We start from the raw sequence: 19787 nt of genomic DNA, 5'->3' as shown, positions 1-19787 counted from the left end.
CTGCTGAGCGAGGCGGAACGCGCACGTGGCCGGAAGCGGGCATTTCGGGCGCCATCACCCTGACTTTGTCACGATTGAGTCACGGACCGCTACGGTAGGACATTGACGACGACGCCGATCATGAGAGAACAGATCCTTGTTACGAAGTGACTCGAAGTTCAGGACATATGGCTTTCACGCCGTCGCGGTCCTTGCAGCCGTCTTTTCGCTCGCGCTGGTGGCCTACCGCGAGTACGAGGCGGCGACGGGCTACCTCATGGATCTCTCCGTGTTCCGTGACGCCGGTTACGCATTCCTCAACGGCCTTCCGCTCTACTCTGCGGACTTCCCGAGCAGCTCCGGATTCCGATTCATCTACGCGCCTTTCGCGGCCATCCTCTTCGCGCCGATGGCAGAACTCGACCCGGCGGTTCTGCAGGTGCTGTGGTGCGCCCTGAATATCGGGCTCGTGTGGTGGATGCTGCGAGTGGTGTTCGCCAAGCTCGACATGCGGCGTCCGGACCTCCTCGCACTGATGTCGCTGGGTCCGGTCCTGCTGCTCGAGCCGATGCGCTCGAACTTCGGCTTCGGGCAGGTCAACATCATCCTGATGGCTTTGGTGGTCGCCGACTGCACCGGCGTGATCCCACGCCGATTTCGTGGCATCGCGATAGGTCTGGCGGCGGCTGTCAAGATCACCCCTGCGGCGTTTCTCCTGGTGCTCCTGGTCCGCCGGGATTACCGCTCCATCGCGCGTGCATTCGCTGCAATCCTCGCGACCATCGGCCTCGGCTTCTGGCTCCTCCCCCAGTCGTCGGTGTGGTTCTGGACCACCGAGTTCTTCGCTACCGGCCGCGCAGGCCCGCCGGACTTCTTCCGCAACCAGGCCCTCACCGGTCTGATCGCCCGGCTGGGAGTCGAGGGCCGGCTCGCCAGTGTCCTGTGGATGGCGTGCGTCGTCGTGGTGGTCGCAGCTGTCGCGTGGTCGGCTCACCGGTTCACCCGGTCGGGGGAACATGTGATCGCGTTGTCCATCGTCGCGTTGGGGTCCCTGCTCGCGGCGCCGTTCGCCGTCACTCATCACTGGGCGTACAGCATCCTTCTCATCCCGATCCTCGTCGCGCCGCGCTACCGCAGCTGGCGGCCGGTGGTCGGCACGGCAACCCTCGTCTTCTTGATCGGCCCGAATTACGTACTGCAGTCCTCGTCGTCGGGCTGGGTGGAGTCGGCCGTGCGTGAGGTGGTCGGAAGCTCGCAATGCCTCGCTGGGGTGGTCCTCCTCTGCGCCGCAGTCGTGGCGGCGCGGTCGCGTACCGCGGTCAGCCCGATCGCGACGGTCGAGCCCGCGTCCGAGGACGCGTTGGAACCCGCCCGGCCCTGAAGTCCCCTACCGACGGCGGGCGAATGTACCGTTCAGCGCCTCAGATGCGTCGAACGGTACATTCGCCCGGTGTCGAGGGCGCCGCGCTATCGTCGAAACATGTGCCGAAACATCACCGAACTGCGCGGACTCGAACCGGCAGCCACCGCGGAGGAGATCGAAGCGGCGGCGCGTCAATACGTACGTAAGGTCAGCGGGATTCAGAAAGTGTCGGACGCCAACCGCGAGCCCTTCGAGGAGGCCGTGGCAATAGTCACCGCTGCCACCACCACACTGTTGGCCGCGCTGCCACCTCGGAAGCAGCCGCCCCCCACCGTGCCGCCGCTGCGACGGCCGGAGGTCCGGGCGCGGATCGAGGCGAAGGCCGCGTCGGCCGGCTGATCCCTTCCCCCTTCACCTGCACGAACGGGACGTACGTTGCGTTGGATCGAACGAACGTCCCGTTCGTGCTGGAGCAGAGGCCGCCGCGTGCCGACGTCAGTAGCGCAGTGCGCCCAGGGCGTCGATGCGTTTGACGGCATCCGCAACGATGCCGTCGATGAGGTCCTTGCAGGTGGGCAGATCGTCCAGTAACCCCACTACCTGACCCGACGCCAGGACACCGGCGGCGGTGTTGCCGTCGACGAGCCCGGCCTTGAGCAGCATCGGCGTGTTGGCGGCCATGATGATCTGCTGCCAGGTGCGGTCGCTGGACTTCTTCATGGCGAGGCCGTCCTTGACGAGCGTCGACCATTTCATCCCGGTCATCGCCTTGAATCTGGACGCGTTGCGGGCTGCGGCCACGAGTCCGCGCACATTCCCGGAGTGCTCGAGGCTGTTGACCAGTTCGGTGTTGAGGACCCGGTGCGGCATGCCGTCGACCTTCCGCGACACCGTGGTGTCCTGCAGTCCCTTGGCCAGGTACTCCTGCTTCACGGAGTCGGGCACGGTCGATTCCTGGGTGAGGAGGAAGCGGGTGCCCATCGCGACCCCTGCTGCGCCGTAGGCCAGCGCCGCAGCCAGTCCGCGGCCGTCGTAGAAGCCGCCCGCGGCGACGACGGGGATGTCGACGGCGTCGAGCACCGAGGGCAGCAGCAGGGTGGTGGCGACCGGTCCGGTGTGGCCGCCGCCCTCACCACCCTGCACGATCACCGCGTCGGCGCCCCACGACGCCACCTTCTTCGCGTGCTTGGCCGCGCCGATCGACGGTATGACCACCACGCCGGCCGCTTTGAGCTTCGCGATCAGTTCCTGTTTGGGGGCGAGCGCGAACGACGCGACGCGCACCTTCTCCCGGATCAGCAGGTCGATGCGTTGCGGGGCGTCGGTGGCATCGGCACGGATGTTGACCCCGAATGGCTTGTCCGTCAACGTCTTGGTCTTGGCGATGGCCGCCTCGAGTTCCTCGTACGTCATGGTCGCCGACGCCAGAATTCCGAGTCCGCCGGCGTTCGCGGTACCGGCGACGAGCCGCGGTCCGGCCACCCAGCCCATCCCGGTCTGGACCACCGGATGTTCGACACCGACGAGTTCCGTCAACGCCGTTCGGAGCTTGCTCATACCGACACCTCCCGGTCGCGCAGGCTGCGAGGATCGAGGACCTCGCGGATCAGGTGCAGTTCTTCTTCGGTCGGTTCGCGCGTCACCCCGGCCTCGTCCAGTCCGGCCACCTCGAACGACGTGTTCTCCGCGACCTGGTCGGCGGTGACGCCCGGATGGAGGCTCAGCGCGCGGAACGTGTGGCCGGGTCCGCCGAAGTCGAACACGCCGAGATTGCTCACCACGCGGTGCAGGTGCAGGAAGCGGAACGCCGGGTTCTCGGGATCGACCCGGTCGTAGCCGACTCCGGAAACGATGTCGACCTTGTCGCAGAACACCCGGGACGAATGCTTGCCCACCCAGTAGCTCGTGGGGTGGTTGATGGTGTTGCCAGGTGCGCCGCGGACACCGAACATCTGGCGCGTGGGGTGTTGTAGCGGACCGAACGCCGACAGGTTCTGGTTGCCGTGCCGGTCGATCTGGTTGGCGCCCATGACGACGTGGCGTCGTCCGGATGCGACGACGTCGAACACCTTCCGGAACGGCATCCACCCCTCGATCGGAGCCTTGGCGCCGACAGCCGGAGTGTCGGCGAAGATCAGGGCTTCACCGTCGGTGATGAGCAGGTCGGGTTCGGTGGTGAGCCTGGCGAGCCGGGCCCCGATCAGTGGCAGCGTCGCCATGGGGCTGGCCATGATCTCTCCTGCACCGGAGAAGATTTCGGCGCAGGCGATGGCGCAGTATTCTGCGCGAGTCACCTCGGTGATCGTCTCGCTCATGCGTGTTCTCCAAACTTCTTCACGGCGGCCTGGTAGTCGTCCTCGCTGCCCGAGAGATAGGTCTCGACGAACTTCTGCCACGACTCCGGCGTTTTCGCCGATTCGGCGTAGTGCCGCTGGAACTTCTCGTCGCGCCCGTAACTGTCGCCGGCGAGCGTGAAGTGCGCACCGTTGGGTGCCTCGACGACACCGTCGACCATCATGCGGTTGAGGATGAGATTCTGCAGCGGAACGGTTTTCACCAGTTCCTCGGTTTCCACCACTCGCTCGACGGAGACGAACCGCTTCTCCGCCGCGGCGCAGTACAGGTCGTCGAAGTAGGGGTCGATACCGGTGTATGCGGCGTTGCCGTGCTTGTCGCCGAGATTCAGATGTACCAGCGCCGCATCGAGATTCAGTGCGGGCATCGCGATGAGGGTCTCGGACTTGCCCGAGGCGTCGGGGTAGGGGGAGGTGACGGTGCGTAATTCGTCGCCCCAGAAGGCGCGGACGTCGGAACCGAGACCCGCGCGGATCGGCAGAAACGGCAACCGTGCCGCCGCGGCTTCGAGACCACACTTGACCATGCCCTCGTCCATTTCCCGGACCTCGATCTCGCCGCTCGTGCGGGCCTTCGCGAACCAGGGGTCGTAGAACGGCGCCGAGTCGAGTGAGACGAATCCGTAGTACGCCTTCTTCACCTTGCCCGCTGAGCACAGCAGGCCGAGGTCGGGGCCGCCGTAGGTGACGATGGTGAGATCGGTGATATCCGAGCGAAGCAACGCGCGCACCAGAGCCATCGGCTTGCGCCGAGATCCCCAGCCACCGATGCCGATGGTCATTCCGCTGCGTAGTTCGCCGACGACGTCGTCCAGCGACACTCGCTTGTCACGCTTGGTGGCCATGTATCAGCCTTCCCTGTTGTTCGAGTTGGAGCGGGTCTTACCGGTCTCGACGAACTCGTCTCGATGTTCGTCGGAGACCCCCACCAGGTTGAGTTCGAAGGTGTAGCCCTGTTCGAGTCGATAACTGGTCTTCACGTCGACGGGGTCGATCCCGTTGATCGCCTCCTTGGCGCACCGGATCACGCGGGTGTCCTTGGCGGCGATCTTGCCGGCGATGTCGCGGGCGGCGGCGTCGAGCTTCTCGCGCGGTACCACCTCGTATACCGAGCCGAAGTGCTGCAGTTGTTGTGCCGTCACGTTCTGCGCCGTGTAGTACAGGGTGCGCATCATGTGTTGCGGGACGAGACGCGCCAGGTGTGTCGCGGCGCCGAGTGCACCGCGGTCGACCTCCGGCAGTCCGAAGACGGCGTCGTCCGAGGCGACGATCACGTCGGCATTGCCGACCAGGCCGACGCCCCCGCCGACGCAGAACCCGTTGACGGCGACCACCACGGGAACGGCGCAGTCGTAGACGGCGGCGAACGCGGCAGCGCACCCACGATTGGCGTCGACGAGGGCGTCGTAGCCGTCGGTGGCCTGCATCTCCTTGATGTCGACGCCGGCGTTGAATCCGCGGCCCTCGGCTCGCAGGATCACCACGTGCGTGTTCGGGTTGCGGCCCGCCGCCAGTACCGCGTCGGCCAGTTCGAACCAGCCTTGCGACGGGATGGCATTTACGGGCGGGTAGTCGACCGTCACTGTCGTGATGCCCCCGGGCTCGTCGTCAGTCCGGATTCCCATGTGTTTCCTCCATTTGAGCGGCCTCGCTACTGCACCAAGCAATTGCTTGGTAGGGTAACACGATGGAAACGCGTTTCACTATGGACAGAACGGTGGTGCTCGTGACCGGCGGCGTTCGCGGAGTAGGTGCAGGCATCAGCCGCACCTTCCTGCGCGCGGGCGCCACGGTCGTGACCTGTGCGCGGAGGCCGGCGGACGGCCCGGTCGAAGCGGACGGTCGCGTCGCGGAGTTCATCGCCTGCGACATCCGCGACCCGGAGCAGGTACAGGGCATGGTCGACCGGATCGTCGAACGGCACGGCCGCCTCGACGTTCTGGTCAACAATGCGGGAGGTGCGCCCTACGCACTCGCCGCGGAGGCCAGCCCGAAGTACCACTCCAAGATCGTCGAACTGAACCTGCTCGCGCCCTTGCTGGTGTCGCAGGTGGCCAACGCGGTGATGCAAAACCAGGATTCAGGCGGCGCGATCGTCAACATCTCGAGCGTCAGCGGTTCACGGCCCTCACCCGGTACGGCTGCCTATGGGGCGGCCAAGGCCGGTGTCGATCACCTCGGCCGCAGTCTGGCGGTGGAGTGGGCGCCGAAGGTGCGGGTCAATTCGATCGTCGTCGGGATGGTCCGCACCGAGCAGGCCCATCTGCACTACGGCGGTGAGTCGGGACTCGCGGCGGTTGCGGAGACGATCCCGCTGGGCCGCATGGCCTGCCCCGAGGACGTCGGCAACTGTGCGATGTTCCTGGCTTCACCACTGGCCGCCTACGTCAGCGGATCGACCTTGACCGTGCACGGCGGCGGCGAGCGCCCGGCCTTCCTGTCAGCAGCAGACCCCGATCCCGCCGGAGCGGCGGCGAATATCAACGAGGAGAGAACATGAGTGGACTGGTCGACGGTCGCGTCGTCATCGTGACGGGCGCCGGCCGCGGTATCGGACGCGCACACGCGCTGGCCTTCGCCGCGGAAGGTGCCAAGGTAGTGGTCAACGACATCGGCGCCGGACTCGACGGCTCGGCGACGGGAGAAAGTCCCGCCGAGCAGGTCGTCGCAGAAATTGTGGCCGCCGGCGGCGAGGCCGTCGTCAACGGTGACGATGTCGCGGACTGGGCCGGGGCGGAGAATCTGATCAAGGCCGCACTGGAGCACTTCGGCCGCCTCGACGTGCTGGTGAACAACGCCGGCTTCCTGCGCGACCGCATGCTCGTCGGGATGAGCGAGCAGGAATGGGACGCCGTGGTGCGGGTGCACCTCAAAGGTCATTTCGCCACCCTGCGGCACGCGGCCGCGTATTGGCGCGGTGAGGCGAAAGCAGGGCGTGCCGTGGACGCCCGGATCATCAACACCAGTTCCGGTGCCGGACTGCAGGGTTCGATCGGGCAGGGCAACTACGCGGCGGCGAAGGCGGGTATCGCGGAGCTGACCATTCAGGCGGCGGCGGAACTGAAGAACTACGGCGTCACCGTCAATGCCATCGCCCCGTCCGCCCGGACCCGGATGACCATCGGCGCCGGCGGGGCCATGGCCGAGGCGATGGCGGCGCCCGAGGACGGGTTCGATGCGATGGCCCCGGAGAATGTCTCCCCTCTGGTGGTGTGGCTGGGCAGCGCCGAGTCCAAGGACGTCACCGGGCGTGTGTTCGAGGTCGAGGGCGGCAAGATCACCGTCGCCGAGGGGTGGCGTCACGGTCCCACCCAGGACAAGGGCGCGCGGTGGGAGCCGAAGGAAATCGGCCCCGTCGTCACCGGCCTGCTCGCCAAGGCCGAAACCCCGGTCCCGGTCTACGGCGCCTGATCTGTAGCTGTACGAACGGGACGATCGTTGTGTCAGACGCAACGATCGTCCCGGTGCCAGCAGATCCGGAATCCTGTTTGGACACCTTGCTAAACAGGTGTCCAGAAGTTACTCTCCAAGAAGCAAATGCCTCCCGGCTTAGGAGATTTCGTGAAGTTCGGCATTACGTTGTTCACCAGTGATCGCGGAATCGGACCGGCCTCCGCCGCGCGGGGGGCCGAGGCCAACGGATTCGACTCTTTCTACGTGCCCGAGCACACGCACATTCCGATCAAACGTGATGCGGCCCATCCGCAGACGGGCGACGCTTCGCTTCCGGACGATCGCTACATGCGCACGCTGGACCCGTGGGTCGCGCTCGCGTCGGCCGCCGCGGTGACCCAGCGTATCGAGCTCGGGACTTCGGTGGCTCTGCCCGTCGAGCACGACCCCATCACGCTTGCCAAGACGATCGCCTCGCTCGACCATCTGAGCGGCGGCCGCGTCGTCCTCGGTGTCGGATACGGCTGGAATCTGGATGAACTCTCCGATCATCATGTTCCGCCGGGCCGCCGTCGCACGATGCTGCGCGAGTACCTCGAGGCCATGCGGGCCCTGTGGACGCAGGAGGAAGCCTCCTACGACGGCGAGTTCGTCACCTTCGGGCCGAGCTGGGCGTGGCCCAAGCCGACGCGTGTGCCGCCGGTCGTTGTCGGTGCGGCCGGCAACGAGAAGAACTTCAAGTGGATCGTGCGTTCGGCCGACGGCTGGATGACCACCCCGATCGAGCAGGACATCGACGATCGTGTCCGGTCTCTTCAGCGAATGTGGCGTGAGGCGGGCCGGGCGGGCGAACCGCGGATCGTAGTGCTCGACGGGAAGCCAGATGTCGACAAGCTGCACCGGTGGCGAGACCTCGGCGTCAGTGAGGTCGTCTACGGAGTTCCGGATCGTAGCGAGGAGGAGGTACTCGCGTACCTCGGGCGACTCGCCGGAAAGATCGAAGGTTTGCGCGAGTCGGCGGCGCTGCGCTGAGTAGTGCGGTTGGATAGGACGAGGACACTCAGATGTGAGAACGTGTTCTAGTATTGCCGTCTGCTGCTCGAGGAGAGGTCGGAGTCCGTGCGCATCGCACTCCTGTCGTATCGAAGTAAGCCCCACTGCGGTGGGCAAGGTGTGTACGTCCGTCATCTCAGCCGTGAACTGGTCGAACTCGGACACCAGGTAGAGGTGTTCTCGGGTCAGCCGTACCCGGATGTCGACCCCCGGGTCACCCTCACCAAGGTCCCGAGTCTGGATCTCTACCGCGAGCCTGATCCGTTCAGGACGCCGCACCCGCGGGAGTTCCGCGACAGCATCGATGTGCTGGAAGTGGCCACCATGTGGACGGCCGGCTTTCCGGAGCCGCTCACATTCAGCTTGCGTGCGGCGCGACTGCTGCGTGAGCGCGCCGACGAGTTCGACGTCGTGCACGACAATCAGTGCCTCGGCTACGGGCTGCTCCAGCTCCAGAAGGCCGGCCTGCCCGTCGTCGCGACCATTCACCATCCGATCACCCGCGACCGCGCACTCGACCTGGCGGCCGCCAAGTGGTGGCGCAAGGTCACAGTCCGGCGCTGGTACGGCTTCCTGAGTATGCAGAAGCGCGTCGCCCGCCGGATTCCCGTGCTGGTGACGGTGTCGCAGTCTTCGGCCGACGACATCAGCGCGGAGTTCGACGTGCCCGCTGCTCATTTGCGGACCATTCCGCTCGGCGTGGACACCGAGGTGTTCCAGCCGCGCGCCGATGCACGGGTCGCGGGGCGGATCGTGTGTGTCGCCAGCGCCGACATGCCACTCAAGGGCGTGTCGACCTTGCTCGAAGCCGTTGCGAAGGTGCACACCGAACGCTCCGTCGAGCTGGTTCTCGTCGCCAAACTGGCGGCCGGCGGGGTCACCGAGAAGCTGATCGACGAACTCGCCATCGGTGACGTGGTGCGCACGGTCTCGGGCATCGACGACTCCGAACTGGCTTCGCTGCTGGCCTCGGCAGACGTCGCCTGTGTCCCGTCCCTGTACGAGGGTTTTTCACTGCCCGCCGTTGAAGCGATGGCCTGCGGAACGCCGCTCGTCGCGAGTCGCGCCGGTGCCATCCCCGAAGTCGTGGGAACTCAGGAAGAAGCCGGTGTCCTGGTGACGCCCGGTGATCCGCAGGAACTGGCGGACGTGCTGGGCGCGCTGCTCGACGACCCGGAGCGGCGCGTCAGGCTGGGCGACGGCGGCCGTCGCCGGGCGCTCGAGCGCTACAGCTGGTCTGCGGTGGCGGCGAAGACCGCGGAGACTTATGCCGATGCCATCCAGCAGACCCGTGGAGGAGAACGACTGTGCTGACCGTGGACTTCGACCGGCTGGGCGTGAAGCCCGGCGACAAGGTGATCGACATCGGTGCGGGAGCCGGACGGCACTCGTTCGAACTGTATCGGCGAGGGGCGGACGTCATCGCCTTCGACCAGAACGCCGACGAGCTGGCCGACGTCGAGAAGATGTTCGTGGCCATGGCCGAAGTGGGGGAGGCGCCCGCGGGCGCCGACGCGCGTATTCAGGTGGGTGACGCGCTGAACCTGCCCTATGAGGACGGCACGTTCGACGCTGTGCTCATCTCCGAGGTTCTCGAGCACGTGCCCGAGGACGATCGCGCCATCGCCGAGTTGGTGCGCATCCTCAAGCCCGGTGGTGTTGCAGCAGTGACGGTTCCGCGGTGGTTGCCGGAAAAGGTCTGCTGGGCACTGTCCGACGCCTACCACGAGGTGGAAGGCGGGCACGTGCGGATCTATCGGGCCGACGAGTTGGCGGGCAAACTCACTGCGGCCGGGCTGAAAGTACAGGGCCGCGATCATGCCCACGCCCTGCATTCACCGTACTGGTGGCTCAAATGCGCGGTGGGAGTGGAGAACAACGACAATCCCCTCACCAAGGCCTACCACCAGGTGCTGGTGTGGGACATGATGAAAGCGCCCTGGCTCACTCGCACCGCGGAGAAGGTACTCAACCCCGTGGTCGGCAAGAGCGTGGTGTTCTATTTGGAGAAGCCGAACCGGCCGAGCGCGGTGAGGGCGCCGCGGTGAGAGCGGCCGACGTTCCGTCGGTGCCGAACGTGTTGTCGGAGAGCCAGGTACTGCAGACAGCGAAGTCGATCGCCGCTGCCCAGGAATCGTCGGGCGCGTTGCCGTGGTTCACCGGTGGTCACACCGACCCGTGGGACCACGTCGAATCCGCAATGGCGCTGGGCGCTGCCGGGTTGCGCGAGGAGGCGGAGGCCGCGTACGAGTGGTCGCGCCGTACTCAGCGGCCCGACGGTTCGTGGCCGATGGAGTTCCGGGACGGTGTGGTCCACAATGCCGACTCCGACAGCAACTTCTGCGCGTATCTCGCGGTCGGAGTGTGGCATCACTACCTGATCACCGGTAACCGGGACTTCGCCGTTTCCATGTGGCCCTCGGTGCGGGCAGGACTCGACTTCGTCGTAGAGATGCAGGAACCGAGTGGTGAAATTTTCTGGGCCCGGGGAATCGGCGGCGAAGCATGCCCCGAGGCGCTGCTGACCGGCAACTCCAGCATCCACCACAGCCTGCTGTGCGGGTTGTTGCTGGCGCGACTGGTCGACGACCCCCAACCGGAGTGGGAGTTCGCCAAATACACCCTCGGCCACGCGATCCGGCAGCATCCGGAGTCGTTTGCGCTCAAAGACGAATACTCGATGGATTGGTATTACCCCATTCTCGGGGGAGCCGTGCGGGGTGCGGCGGCGGCTGCGCGCATCGAGTCGCGGTGGGACGACTTCGTCGTCGAAGGTCTGGGCATCCGGTGTGTCGACCACCGGCCGTGGGTGACCGGAGCCGAGACGTGCGAGCTGGTGCTGGCCCTCGACGCGATGGGCGAGCGCACCCGCGCTCTCGAGCAGTTCGCGGCCATGCAGCATCTGCGTGATCCCGACGGGTCGTACTGGACCGGGCTCGTCTACAGCGACGGCAAACGCTGGCCGGTCGAACAGACCACATGGACGGGTGGAGCGATGATTCTCGCGGCGGACGCACTGTCGCGCACCACGCCCGGACACGGAATCTTCCGGGACGCGGCGGCGCCGGTGGGACTACCGATCGGTGCAGATCGGTGTGGCGACTACTGTCACGCCAGCGGGTCGCCCGTCTGACCGCCCACCCGTTCGAGAACGCGTAGTGACCCGGTGACGGACGTCTCCTTGAATTGACCTGTCGCCAGAGCACGTTCGTAGATCTCGAACGGCGGCCGTCCACCGTCCGCGGGGTCCGGGAACACGTCGTGGATGATGAGTGCACCGCCGACGACGACCCAGGGTGCCCACCCCTCGAGGTCGGCGTTCGCGGCCTCCGAGGTGTGTCCGCCGTCGATGAAGACGAAGTCGACGGGGGTGCGCCAGAATGTTGCCACCGTGGAGGAGCGGCCGAGCACCCCGACGACGTATTCTTCGAGCCCCGAGTCGGCCATGGTGTGGCGGAACCGGCCGACGGTGTCGAGCACACCGGTGTGGGGGTCGACGAAGGCCGGTTCGTGGTATTCCCAGCCCGGCTGGTGTTCCTCGGAGCCGTGATGGTGGTCGATGGTGACCACCCGAGCGCCTCGGGCCTTCGCGGCCGCCCCGAGGTAGATCGTGGAGCGACCGCAGTAGGTACCGATCTCGACTCCGGTCCCGCCCGGAGTCAGGTACTGCATCGCGGCCTCGTGGAGGGCGGTGCCCTCGTCCTCCGGCATGAAACCGGGCGTGGATTCGGCGAGTCGGAGAAGGTCTCGTGTCAGGTGTTCGGTGCTCATGTCGCCTCTGCATCCGGGGCGGCCGCTCTGGCTGCCTTCTTCCGCTTGTGTAGCACCCCACCGATCATGGCGTCGAGTTTCGTACCCAACGGCCACCCCACGTAGTGGCACAGAAACAGGGCGATCTCCCGCAACTGCTCCTCGTCGAGTTCCTCGTTGTGCAGGGCGGCGCCCACCTGAATCTCCGCGACATCGACCAGACCTTGCGCGGTGAGCGCACCGAGGAGGAGGAGCCTGCGGTCGCGGATGCTGAGCCCGGGCCTCGCCCAGATGTCGGCGAAGAGGTGGTCGGCGGTAACGGCGAAGTGCGCGCCGGGACCGTCCTGCATCTCGAATCCGTAGACCTTCTCCATCATGGCCAGGCCGCGGGTGCGGGTGTCGTCGGTCATCGCTGCTCCTTCGTCGCTGTGCTGTCCACGCCCAGCCCCGGCCCCAGTCCGGTCAGGGCGATCCGGGCGAGCGGCAGGGTGACGTCGAGGCGCTCGCCGAGGCCGATCGCCAGGAGAAGATCCTTCTCGCCGAGGTCTCGGACGTGGGACATGATCGGGTACCAGTTGTCGTTCTCGTCGAGGGCGGCGGTGTTGTCGCGGAGCATGATCGCGCCGACGCCACCGGTGATCGCGTCGGTGTGCCGGACCACCTTCCCGAGTTCGGTGATGTCGAGACCGGCGGCCTCGGCGAGTCGCTGCGCCTCGGCCGCGGCCGTGAAGGACACGAAGTGCAGCAGGTTGCGGGCGAGCTTCATGCGCGTACCCGCGCCCACGTCGCCCGCGTGCACGACGAGTTCCGCCCAGTGCCCGAACGGCTCCCGCACCTTCTCGAACGCCGTGTCACTCGCGCCGACCATCACGGCGAGCTTGCCTTTGTGTGCGCCCGGTGCGCCGCCGCTCACCGGGGCGTCCACCAGTTCGACGCCCTGCTCACCGCACAACTGCGCCAATTCGACGGCAGTGACGTCGCTGATCGTCGAATGCACCGCCACGACGGTGCCAGGCCGGGCCACCTCCAGCATCTGGACGACGACGTCCCGCACCTGTTCGTCGTTCAGCACGGTCACGGAGATAACGTCCGCGTACTCGGCCACCTCCCGCGGACTCGACGTCACCTTCGCGCCCGCCTTGCCGAACGGTTCCAGCGCCTCGGACCGGGTGTCGCACACGATGAGTCCGCCGGGGCGGTCCAGCAGCCGCTTCGCCATGGGCGCGCCCATGTTGCCGAGGCCGATGTAGCCGACGGACAGCAGGGCCGTGTTCTCCATCGCGCTCATGCCCGAAAAATCTGTCCGCCGTCGACGTTGAAGATCTGCCCGGTGATCCAGCTCGCCTCGTCGGAGAGCAGGAACAAACACGCCCCGACGAGATCTTCAGGTGTCCCCATGCGCTTGAGGGGCAGGGTCTTGACCATGTCTGCCACCATATTTCCTGGGGTGACGGTGCGGGTGGCTTCGGTGTCGATCGGTCCGGGCGCGATGGCGTTGACCCGAATGTTCATGCCACCCAACTCATGGGCGAGCTGCTGGGTGAGGCCGTTGATTCCGACCTTCGCGAGCCCGTAGAAGCCGGAGTACAACCAAGCCGCCGTGGACGATTGGTTGACGATGGAACCGCCGCCGCCGTTGTTCATGTGCGGCCACACCGCGCGGGTCACGTTGAGGGCGCCGTCGAAGTTCACGCTCATGAACTTCTTGTAGTAGTCCCACGGCACGGTAATGAGGAGGTCGAGTTTCATGCCCCCGTAGATGGCGGCGTTGTTGACCAGATAGTCGATGCCGCCGAACTTCTCGACGGTGAACTCGGCGAGTTGTTTCGCCGACTCCTCGTCGGACACGTCGACATCCTTGAATACCGCCGCCCCGCCGTCCGAGGTGATCTGTTTTGCCACGGTTTCGCCGAGTTCCGCGTTGAGATCCGCGACCACCACGTTGGCGCCCTCGGCTGCCAGCGCCCGGGCATATCCTTCGCCGATGCCCTGAGCGGCGCCGGTGACGATGGCTGTCTTTCCGTCGAAGCGTCCCATATCGTCTTGTCTCCCTGAGTTGAGTGCGGTGAAAGTGTGGTGATGGACTACAGGGCCGGTTCCGCGACCAGCTTGGTTTCGAGGTACTCCTCGAAGCCCGCGACACCCATTTCCCGGCCGATCCCGGATTGCTTGTATCCGCCGAACGGCGCATCGGCCGCGTACCAGATTCCGCCGTTCACGCCGAGCGTTCCGGTGCGCACTCCCTCGACCACGTGCTGCACGCGTGCGGGATCCGTACCCCAGATCGATCCGGACAGTCCATAGGGGGAGTCGTTGGCGATGCGAATGGCGTCGTCGTCACCGTCATGGGGGATGATCACGAGCACGGGACCGAAGATCTCTTCCCGTGCCACCCGCGCGCTGTTGTCGAGTCCGGAGACGAGGGTGGGTTCGATGAAGAAGCCGCGTTCGTGGTTGCCGGGGCGGCCGCCGCCGACCACGATGGTCCCGCCTTCCTCGACCGCGAGACGCAGATACGCCTCGACTCGCTCGCGTTGGCGTGCGGAGATGATTGGACCGCAAATGGTGCCGGGCTCGTCGGGGTCACCGGCAGGAAGACCGCGGAGGGTGCGCGCGGTGGCCTCGACTGCCTCGTCGTACCTTTCGCGCGGAACGAGTAAGCGGGTGGTGAGCGCGCAGCCCTGCCCGGCGTGGGTGCTCACGGTGAATGCCGCCATCGCGCAGGCGCCCGCCAGGTCGGCGTCGTCGAGCACGATGAAGGCCGACTTGCCGCCCAATTCGAGGAATACCTTCTTGAGGGTCTGGGCGGCGGCCGTCATGACGGCCTTACCCGTTTCGGTCGAGCCCGTGAAGGACACGAGGTCCACGCGGGGGTCGGTCGACAGCTGCGCACCGAGGGAGTGGTCGCTCGACGTCACGATGTTGACCACACCGGGCGGGAAATCGGTTTCCTGCGCGATCAGTGTGCCGACGAGCGCCGCGCACCAGGGTGTGTCGGGAGCGGGCTTGAGCACCACGGTGTTTCCCGCGGCCAGTGCGGGGCCGAGTTTGGCGAAATTGATTTGATGAGGAAAATTCCACGGCGTGATGGCGCCCACCACACCGACTGCCTCCTTCAGGACCCGCCTGTGCGACTTGATTCCCATCGTCGTCGACTCACCCAGGTCCTGTTCCCAGGAATAGCTGTCCGCCAGGCCCGCGAAGTATCCGAGATCGGCAACGGGTCCCTCGAGCTGCGGTCCGCTGGTGAAGAACCTCGGCGCGCCGACCTCGGCGATCGTGATCTCCCGGAATTCCTCGATGTGGGCGAGCAGGGCGTCGCGCAATTGCCGCAGGCACCGCGCCCGGAAGGCGTGGTCGCGGGACCAGGTCGTATCGTCGAAGGCTCGCCGGGCCGCGGCGATCGCGGCGTCCATGTCGGACGCGGTGGCGTCGGCGGCCCTCCCGAGTACCTCCTCGGTGGCCGGGTTGATCACCTCGAACGTGCCGCCGGAACCGGGAATCAGTTTGCCGTCGATCAGGAGAGCAGAGCTGTCGGTGGGGCGCAGAGTCATGGATTTTCGCTTCCGAATCGGGTGAGTGTCACAGCGATCCTAAAAACTGGACATGTGTCTGGACTATAGTTTGAACAACTGGATGCCGCAATGACAAGTTCGACGGAGGTGCGATGAATTCACGCGAGGAGAGACGGCTGGACGGGCGAGGCGCCGTCGTCACCGGCTCGAGCCGGGGGATCGGCCGGGCCGTCGCGCACGCGCTCGCCGCCGAGGGGGCCGGCGTGGTGGTCAACGGCCGTGATCCCGATGCGGCGGAGAAGGTGGCCGACGAGATCGTGCTCGGCGGTGGCCGGGCGATCGCGGTGGCTGGTTCGGCCGCCGCCGACGGCGTCGCGGAGGCGCTGGTCGACGCCGCGAAATGTGCATTCGGCCAGGTGGACGTGCTGATCAACTGCGCCGGCGTCGCGGAGCCTGCCGGGTCGTCCATCCTCACCGTCACCGACGAACAGTGGCGCGAACTCGTCGATGCGCACCTGACGGCGACGTTCCGCACGTGCCGGGCCGCGGCGCCCCTGATGGCCGAACGGGGGCGCGGAGCGATCGTGAACACGAGTTCGTTCGCGTCCCTCGGCGACTACGGCGGAACCGGATACCCCGCCGGCAAGGGGGCGGTCAACAGCCTGACCCTCGCCATCGCGGCCGAACTGGCCGAGTCCGGCGTCCGCGCCAACGTCGTGTGCCCCGGTGCCAAGACCCGCCTGTCCGTGGGAGCGGAGTACGAGCAGCACATCGAGGAACTGCACAGGCGCGGGATGCTCGACGACGCAACCCGCTACGGCTCGCTGCATCCGGCACCCGCCGACTATGTCGCCCAGCTGTACGTGTTCCTGGCCAGCAATCTCGCTTCCGGAATCACCGGCGGAATCTTCGCCGGATCAGGGTGTTTCGTCGGCAGATTCGACCGGCCGGCTCCGAAAGTCCTGGCCTACCGCGACCACGAGACCGAGCCGCCGTGGTCGCTCGACGAGTTGGCGGAGTTGGTGGGTTCGTCGCATCCAGGTAATCACACGAGCCACGACTTCGGCGTCGGGTACTCGTCGTAGTCGTCGGGCCAGTCGCTGGGGCCGACGGCGGCGGCACCCTTCGGCTCGGGTGGCGGAGCCGACGACGTCCAGAGCCAGGCGAAGTATCGCGAGTTCTTCAGTTCGGTGACTTCGGGCGGCAGCGGCCAGGCACGGTCGATCTCGGGCCAAGTGCATTCACCGTTGTAGACGCGTGCGGCGTACGTTTTCAGCTCGGGTGAGGAATGCGGCATCGCGGCCAACTCGAACATCAGGCCGTCGGTGACCGGGGTTGGTTCGTCGACAAGGTCTGCGACCTCTGTGCGTTCGGTACGGATGCGAACAAATTCCAGGCGATCGGCCGCGTCGGACAGCTTGCGGAATGCCGCTTCCACCGCGGGGTCCAGATCCCGTTCCTTCATACTCTTCCCCCCTGGCTGGATCGCGTAAATGATGTCGCAGCGTTACCGCGGCGCCGAAGCTTATCGTTACTTCCCTTGCTGCGGTATATGACTCGTACCGATGAGCGTTTCGTCTTGCGGTCACCCCGGCTGAGGCTGGGGACGTCGGGCAAACCCGTACAGGGTACCCTCCACCGGTGGTGGGATTCTTCAAGCTTCTCGAGAAGTACGGTGTGCTTAAACCGCTCAGGAACATCGTTCTGGCCGTCGCCGCGCTCGTTGCGGTCATGACCATCGTGATGTGGGTGGGCAACCCGTATGCCGACGACGCGCAGGCGACGGAAGAGGCGGCTTCGTCGTGGGCGCCGTCACCCCCGTCCGGCCCGAGCACGACGGTCGCGCCGCTACCGCCAGGCTTTCCGTCGATGGAATTCCCGCCGCCGATGATCGAAGCGCCCGACGGTCAGCCCCAACCGGTTCCCACCAAGTTCGGACTCACCTACACCGTCCCCGGCACCGACGACTGGCGTCCCAGCAACAGTTCGGTAATGAGCTGGAGCGACGACGATGGAACTATCGCCGGCTATGGAGCTGTCAGCGACTACGCATACAACTACTGCCCGGAGAACAAGGGTTCGACCTTGGCCGACGTGGGTGCTACCGGGCGAAACGGTGTCGGTCTCGATTCGGCTGCCCGTGATGCAGTCGGCAAGGCGGATCGGATCTTCTCGGACGAAGCCGACAACAAGCCGAAGGTTGAAATTCGGGGTCCTTTCAACTTCGAGGTCTCCGGCAGACCTGCCGTTCGTTACACCGCCACCGTCACCGACATCCCTCGCGACCACTCCTGCGACCCCACCCGAGCTGGGTTCGACGTCGTCGCCACTCCGGCCTATTCCACCGCAGAGGTGATGGTCTTCATGGTCAAGCACCACGTCGGACTGCCGAATTCCCTCTCCGAGAACGATGTCGACACGATCATCAAGTCAATGAACAAAACCGAATGACGGATGGGGGATGGAAAAGTCATGGGTGAGCAGCTCAAAGCAAGACCCGACCAGATCGCGGGTCTCGCCAAGTCTTTCGACGAGATCGGCGCGGACAGTCGGCGGATCGCCGACTTCGTCGGCAAGAACGGACCGCCGAGTGCGGACTTCTCGGGTGCGATCATCAGTTCCTTGCTGACTCCGTTCGGCGTACTTTCCGATGCCACCACAACGCGCATGGCCGATATCGCGCAGCAGAACGTCGACACCGGTGTCGAGCTGAACAAGGCCGCCTGGATGTACCACGACCAGGAAACGAGGAACTATGACGCGCTCAACGCCCACACCCGTTACGTAGGTGACGGAACGGTCGAATTCGGATCGTATGCCGAAATGCCCGGTATCACCGAGGCTTACGGTTCGCCGGTCAGTTACCCCCAGCCCGAGGAAGTCAAGCTGGACGATCCGGTGGCCAACAAGGAGGATGTCGGCGCGATCGTCACCGAGGCCGCGGGCTGGCTGGGGGATGTGAACGAATCCATCAAGAACGTCACCCGGATCGCCGGAAAGGAATGGAATCCGCTCGAGTACGTTCTGGCCCCGATCAGCGGTAACTGGAGCGAACTGAAACGAATCGGCGAGACGTACAAGATCGCCGGGAACGCTTTCGAAGCATCCGCCAGGAACATGGACGACGGGCTCAATCGCGTCGGTGAGTACTGGGACGGTAAGGCGGCTGTGGCATTCGACGACTATGCGCGCCTGCAGAGTACGGCGATGAAGTGGGAAGGCCCCGTCGGCCGCATCCTCGCCCTCGCCCTGGAGATGGTGGCCGACAAGATCAGGGATGCGGTGAGAACCGCGGTCGAGAAGCTGGCCGAGCTACTCGAGGCCGAGGTGAGCTTGGACGGTGTCTTGGACAAACTCAAATTCTTGGTGAAGAAGGTGCCGGTCATCGGCACTTCCGCGCAGGTCGCATCGATCGCACACACCATCTACAAGGTGGCCGATTTGGTGATGACTCTCGTGCGGGAGATCGAGGAGCTGACCAACCGGCTGAAGGAATACCTGGAGTTCTTGTCCGATCCCGCATTGAAGGCGAAGGAGAAGTTGGACGAGAAACTTTCCCCGATCACCAGTCGGGTCGACGACGCCACCAGGAGAACGGCCATCGCGAAAGACATGGTCGAGGTCGGTCAGGCCGACAAGACCCTGAACCGGCCGAAGCGCGGTTACGAGGTCGGGCAGGGAACCCAGCCGTGGCAGGACGCCTGACGGAACCGGACGTCGGGCCGTCGTCCGATCATGTTCAGGACGGTGTGCGCGTTCGCTCCGGCCACTCGATACTGGACAGTGCTCCCCGCAGCACGGATTCGTAGATCGAGTCCAGGTCCAGCTCGTCACCGAGGAAATCGGTATTCACCAGCATGACGAAGCCGTGCATGGCGGCGAAGATGCTGACAGCCGCATCGAGAGTGTCTTCGGGCGGCACACCGCACGACTCCAGCATCGTACGCAGTGCCATGTTGGCGTCGAGGGCTGCGGAGATGAAGGCGTCCCTGTCGACCGGGCTTGTGGTGAGTGTCCGGTACCGATGCGGGTGCTCGGTCGCCCAGGCGCGGTGCGCGTCGACGAGCGCCCGGAGGCCGTCGACACCGGTTCGGCCCATCGCGGTCTCGCGTAGGTGCGCGCCGAGTTCCGCCATGGTGCGCACCTGAACAGCGCCGCGGACGTCGTCGAGATTGCGGACGTGGTTGTAGAGCGACGCGGTGACGACCTCCAGTCGGGCGGAGAGGCTCGTCATCGACAGGGGGTCCCACCCGAGCTCGTCGATGATGTCGATCGCCGCATCCACGACCTTCTCGCGCGTCAGTGTGCGACGCCGGATCGGTTCTTTCTGCCCTCTCGCCATGGGTTCAGCATAAGGGCTTCCATAATAAATGAAAGTGT

At 65.7% G+C, this 19787-nt stretch carries 22 protein-coding genes; 11 read left to right on the top strand and 11 right to left on the bottom strand.

Annotated elements, in window-relative coordinates; all coding sequences use genetic code 11:
• The first annotated feature begins 136 nt into the window (after window positions 1-136).
• Complete coding sequence (locus tag JQT59_RS33535) at window positions 137-1360, top strand: glycosyltransferase family 87 protein (RefSeq protein ID WP_213573795.1); 1224 nt, start codon at window positions 137-139, stop codon at window positions 1358-1360.
• Between the two features lie 99 nt (window positions 1361-1459).
• Window positions 1460-1741 carry a DUF2277 family protein gene (locus JQT59_RS33530; RefSeq protein WP_109326834.1) on the top strand — a complete coding sequence of 94 codons (282 nt, stop codon included), beginning with the start codon at window positions 1460-1462 and terminating at the stop codon, window positions 1739-1741.
• 96 nt (window positions 1742-1837) lie between these two features.
• On the opposite strand, the gene ipdC is transcribed toward JQT59_RS33530, so the two are convergent.
• The 4 genes from ipdC to echA20 are packed head-to-tail and all read right to left on the bottom strand — an operon-like array spanning window position 1838 to window position 5321.
• Window positions 1838-2899 carry a (3aS,4S,5R,7aS)-5-hydroxy-7a-methyl-1-oxo-octahydro-1H-indene-4-carboxyl-CoA dehydrogenase gene (gene ipdC, locus JQT59_RS33525; protein WP_213573793.1) on the bottom strand — a complete coding sequence of 354 codons (1062 nt, stop codon included), beginning with the start codon at window positions 2897-2899 and terminating at the stop codon, window positions 1838-1840.
• On the bottom strand, window positions 2896-3657 hold the full coding sequence (gene ipdB, locus JQT59_RS33520) for a cholesterol ring-cleaving hydrolase subunit IpdB (RefSeq protein WP_213573791.1): 762 nt from the start codon (window positions 3655-3657) through the stop codon (window positions 2896-2898). The genes ipdC and ipdB overlap by 4 nt, the downstream gene beginning before the upstream one ends.
• Window positions 3654-4541: a cholesterol ring-cleaving hydrolase subunit IpdA gene (gene ipdA, locus JQT59_RS33515; RefSeq protein ID WP_213573789.1), complete on the bottom strand. Its 888-nt coding sequence runs from the start codon at window positions 4539-4541 to the stop codon at window positions 3654-3656. The genes ipdB and ipdA overlap by 4 nt, the downstream gene beginning before the upstream one ends.
• A gap of 3 nt (window positions 4542-4544) precedes the next feature.
• Window positions 4545-5321, bottom strand: coding sequence for a (7aS)-7a-methyl-1,5-dioxo-2,3,5,6,7,7a-hexahydro-1H-indene-carboxyl-CoA hydrolase (gene echA20, locus JQT59_RS33510; RefSeq protein WP_213573787.1), 777 nt, complete (start codon window positions 5319-5321; stop codon window positions 4545-4547).
• A 62-nt stretch (window positions 5322-5383) separates the two neighbouring features.
• On the opposite strand from echA20, the gene JQT59_RS33505 reads away from it, so the two are divergent.
• The 6 genes from JQT59_RS33505 to JQT59_RS33480 all read left to right on the top strand — a co-directional run bounded on the left by JQT59_RS33505 (window position 5384) and on the right by JQT59_RS33480 (window position 11275).
• Complete coding sequence (locus JQT59_RS33505) at window positions 5384-6196, top strand: SDR family oxidoreductase (protein WP_213573785.1); 813 nt, start codon at window positions 5384-5386, stop codon at window positions 6194-6196.
• The gene (locus tag JQT59_RS33500; RefSeq protein ID WP_213573783.1) at window positions 6193-7107 is read left to right on the top strand and encodes an SDR family oxidoreductase; all 915 of its coding nucleotides are present in this window, start codon (window positions 6193-6195) and stop codon (window positions 7105-7107) included. The genes JQT59_RS33505 and JQT59_RS33500 overlap by 4 nt, the downstream gene beginning before the upstream one ends.
• Window positions 7108-7257: 150 nt before the next feature.
• Complete coding sequence (locus tag JQT59_RS33495) at window positions 7258-8121, top strand: LLM class F420-dependent oxidoreductase (protein WP_213573782.1); 864 nt, start codon at window positions 7258-7260, stop codon at window positions 8119-8121.
• A gap of 87 nt (window positions 8122-8208) precedes the next feature.
• The gene (locus JQT59_RS33490; protein WP_213573780.1) at window positions 8209-9456 is read left to right on the top strand and encodes a glycosyltransferase family 4 protein; all 1248 of its coding nucleotides are present in this window, start codon (window positions 8209-8211) and stop codon (window positions 9454-9456) included.
• Entirely contained in the window at window positions 9450-10190 is a 741-nt protein-coding gene (locus tag JQT59_RS33485) for a class I SAM-dependent methyltransferase (RefSeq protein WP_159919249.1), read from the top strand. The genes JQT59_RS33490 and JQT59_RS33485 overlap by 7 nt, the downstream gene beginning before the upstream one ends.
• A complete protein-coding gene (locus tag JQT59_RS33480) occupies window positions 10187-11275 on the top strand; it encodes a prenyltransferase/squalene oxidase repeat-containing protein (protein ID WP_213573778.1) in 1089 nt (362 codons plus the stop codon). Before JQT59_RS33485 ends, JQT59_RS33480 begins: the two co-directional genes overlap by 4 nt.
• On the opposite strand, the gene JQT59_RS33475 is transcribed toward JQT59_RS33480, so the two are convergent.
• The 5 genes from JQT59_RS33475 to JQT59_RS33455 are packed head-to-tail and all read right to left on the bottom strand — an operon-like array spanning window position 11251 to window position 15446.
• Complete coding sequence (locus JQT59_RS33475) at window positions 11251-11913, bottom strand: class I SAM-dependent methyltransferase (protein WP_213573776.1); 663 nt, start codon at window positions 11911-11913, stop codon at window positions 11251-11253. The genes JQT59_RS33480 and JQT59_RS33475 overlap by 25 nt on opposite strands.
• Window positions 11910-12302, bottom strand: coding sequence for a carboxymuconolactone decarboxylase family protein (locus JQT59_RS33470; protein ID WP_213573774.1), 393 nt, complete (start codon window positions 12300-12302; stop codon window positions 11910-11912). Before JQT59_RS33470 ends, JQT59_RS33475 begins: the two co-directional genes overlap by 4 nt.
• Window positions 12299-13171 (bottom strand): NAD(P)-dependent oxidoreductase, encoded by an 873-nt coding sequence (locus tag JQT59_RS33465; RefSeq protein WP_213578304.1) that lies wholly within the window; start codon window positions 13169-13171, stop codon window positions 12299-12301. Before JQT59_RS33465 ends, JQT59_RS33470 begins: the two co-directional genes overlap by 4 nt.
• A gap of 5 nt (window positions 13172-13176) precedes the next feature.
• On the bottom strand, window positions 13177-13929 hold the full coding sequence (locus JQT59_RS33460) for an SDR family oxidoreductase (protein WP_213573772.1): 753 nt from the start codon (window positions 13927-13929) through the stop codon (window positions 13177-13179).
• A 47-nt stretch (window positions 13930-13976) separates the two neighbouring features.
• Complete coding sequence (locus JQT59_RS33455; protein WP_213573770.1) at window positions 13977-15446, bottom strand: aldehyde dehydrogenase; 1470 nt, start codon at window positions 15444-15446, stop codon at window positions 13977-13979.
• 113 nt (window positions 15447-15559) lie between these two features.
• On the opposite strand from JQT59_RS33455, the gene JQT59_RS33450 reads away from it, so the two are divergent.
• Complete coding sequence (locus JQT59_RS33450; RefSeq protein ID WP_213573769.1) at window positions 15560-16492, top strand: SDR family NAD(P)-dependent oxidoreductase; 933 nt, start codon at window positions 15560-15562, stop codon at window positions 16490-16492.
• Here the strand turns inward: JQT59_RS33450 and JQT59_RS33445 are convergent.
• Window positions 16453-16872, bottom strand: a complete 420-nt coding sequence (locus JQT59_RS33445) for a hypothetical protein (protein WP_249354020.1) — start codon at window positions 16870-16872, stop codon at window positions 16453-16455. The two genes, JQT59_RS33450 and JQT59_RS33445, sit on opposite strands and share 40 nt — an antisense overlap.
• A 176-nt stretch (window positions 16873-17048) precedes the next feature.
• Here JQT59_RS33445 and JQT59_RS33440 point away from each other — a divergent pair, with 176 nt between their 5' ends.
• Together JQT59_RS33440 and JQT59_RS33435 are read left to right on the top strand one after the other, a co-directional pair.
• Entirely contained in the window at window positions 17049-17858 is an 810-nt protein-coding gene (locus tag JQT59_RS33440; protein WP_213573767.1) for a DUF8017 domain-containing protein, read from the top strand.
• Window positions 17859-17879: 21 nt separating this feature from the next.
• The gene (locus JQT59_RS33435; RefSeq protein ID WP_213573765.1) at window positions 17880-19112 is read left to right on the top strand and encodes a hypothetical protein; all 1233 of its coding nucleotides are present in this window, start codon (window positions 17880-17882) and stop codon (window positions 19110-19112) included.
• A 34-nt stretch (window positions 19113-19146) separates the two neighbouring features.
• On the opposite strand, the gene JQT59_RS33430 is transcribed toward JQT59_RS33435, so the two are convergent.
• Window positions 19147-19749 carry a TetR/AcrR family transcriptional regulator gene (locus JQT59_RS33430; RefSeq protein ID WP_213573763.1) on the bottom strand — a complete coding sequence of 201 codons (603 nt, stop codon included), beginning with the start codon at window positions 19747-19749 and terminating at the stop codon, window positions 19147-19149.
• Window positions 19750-19787: the final 38 nt, after the last annotated feature.

This window comes from Rhodococcus sp. USK13 (assembly GCF_018343855.1).
Classification (GTDB): Bacteria; Actinomycetota; Actinomycetes; order Mycobacteriales; family Mycobacteriaceae; genus Rhodococcus_F; species Rhodococcus_F oxybenzonivorans.
The sequence above is the reverse complement of the archived record's forward strand: the minus strand, read 5'-3'. Positions and strand labels throughout refer to the sequence as shown.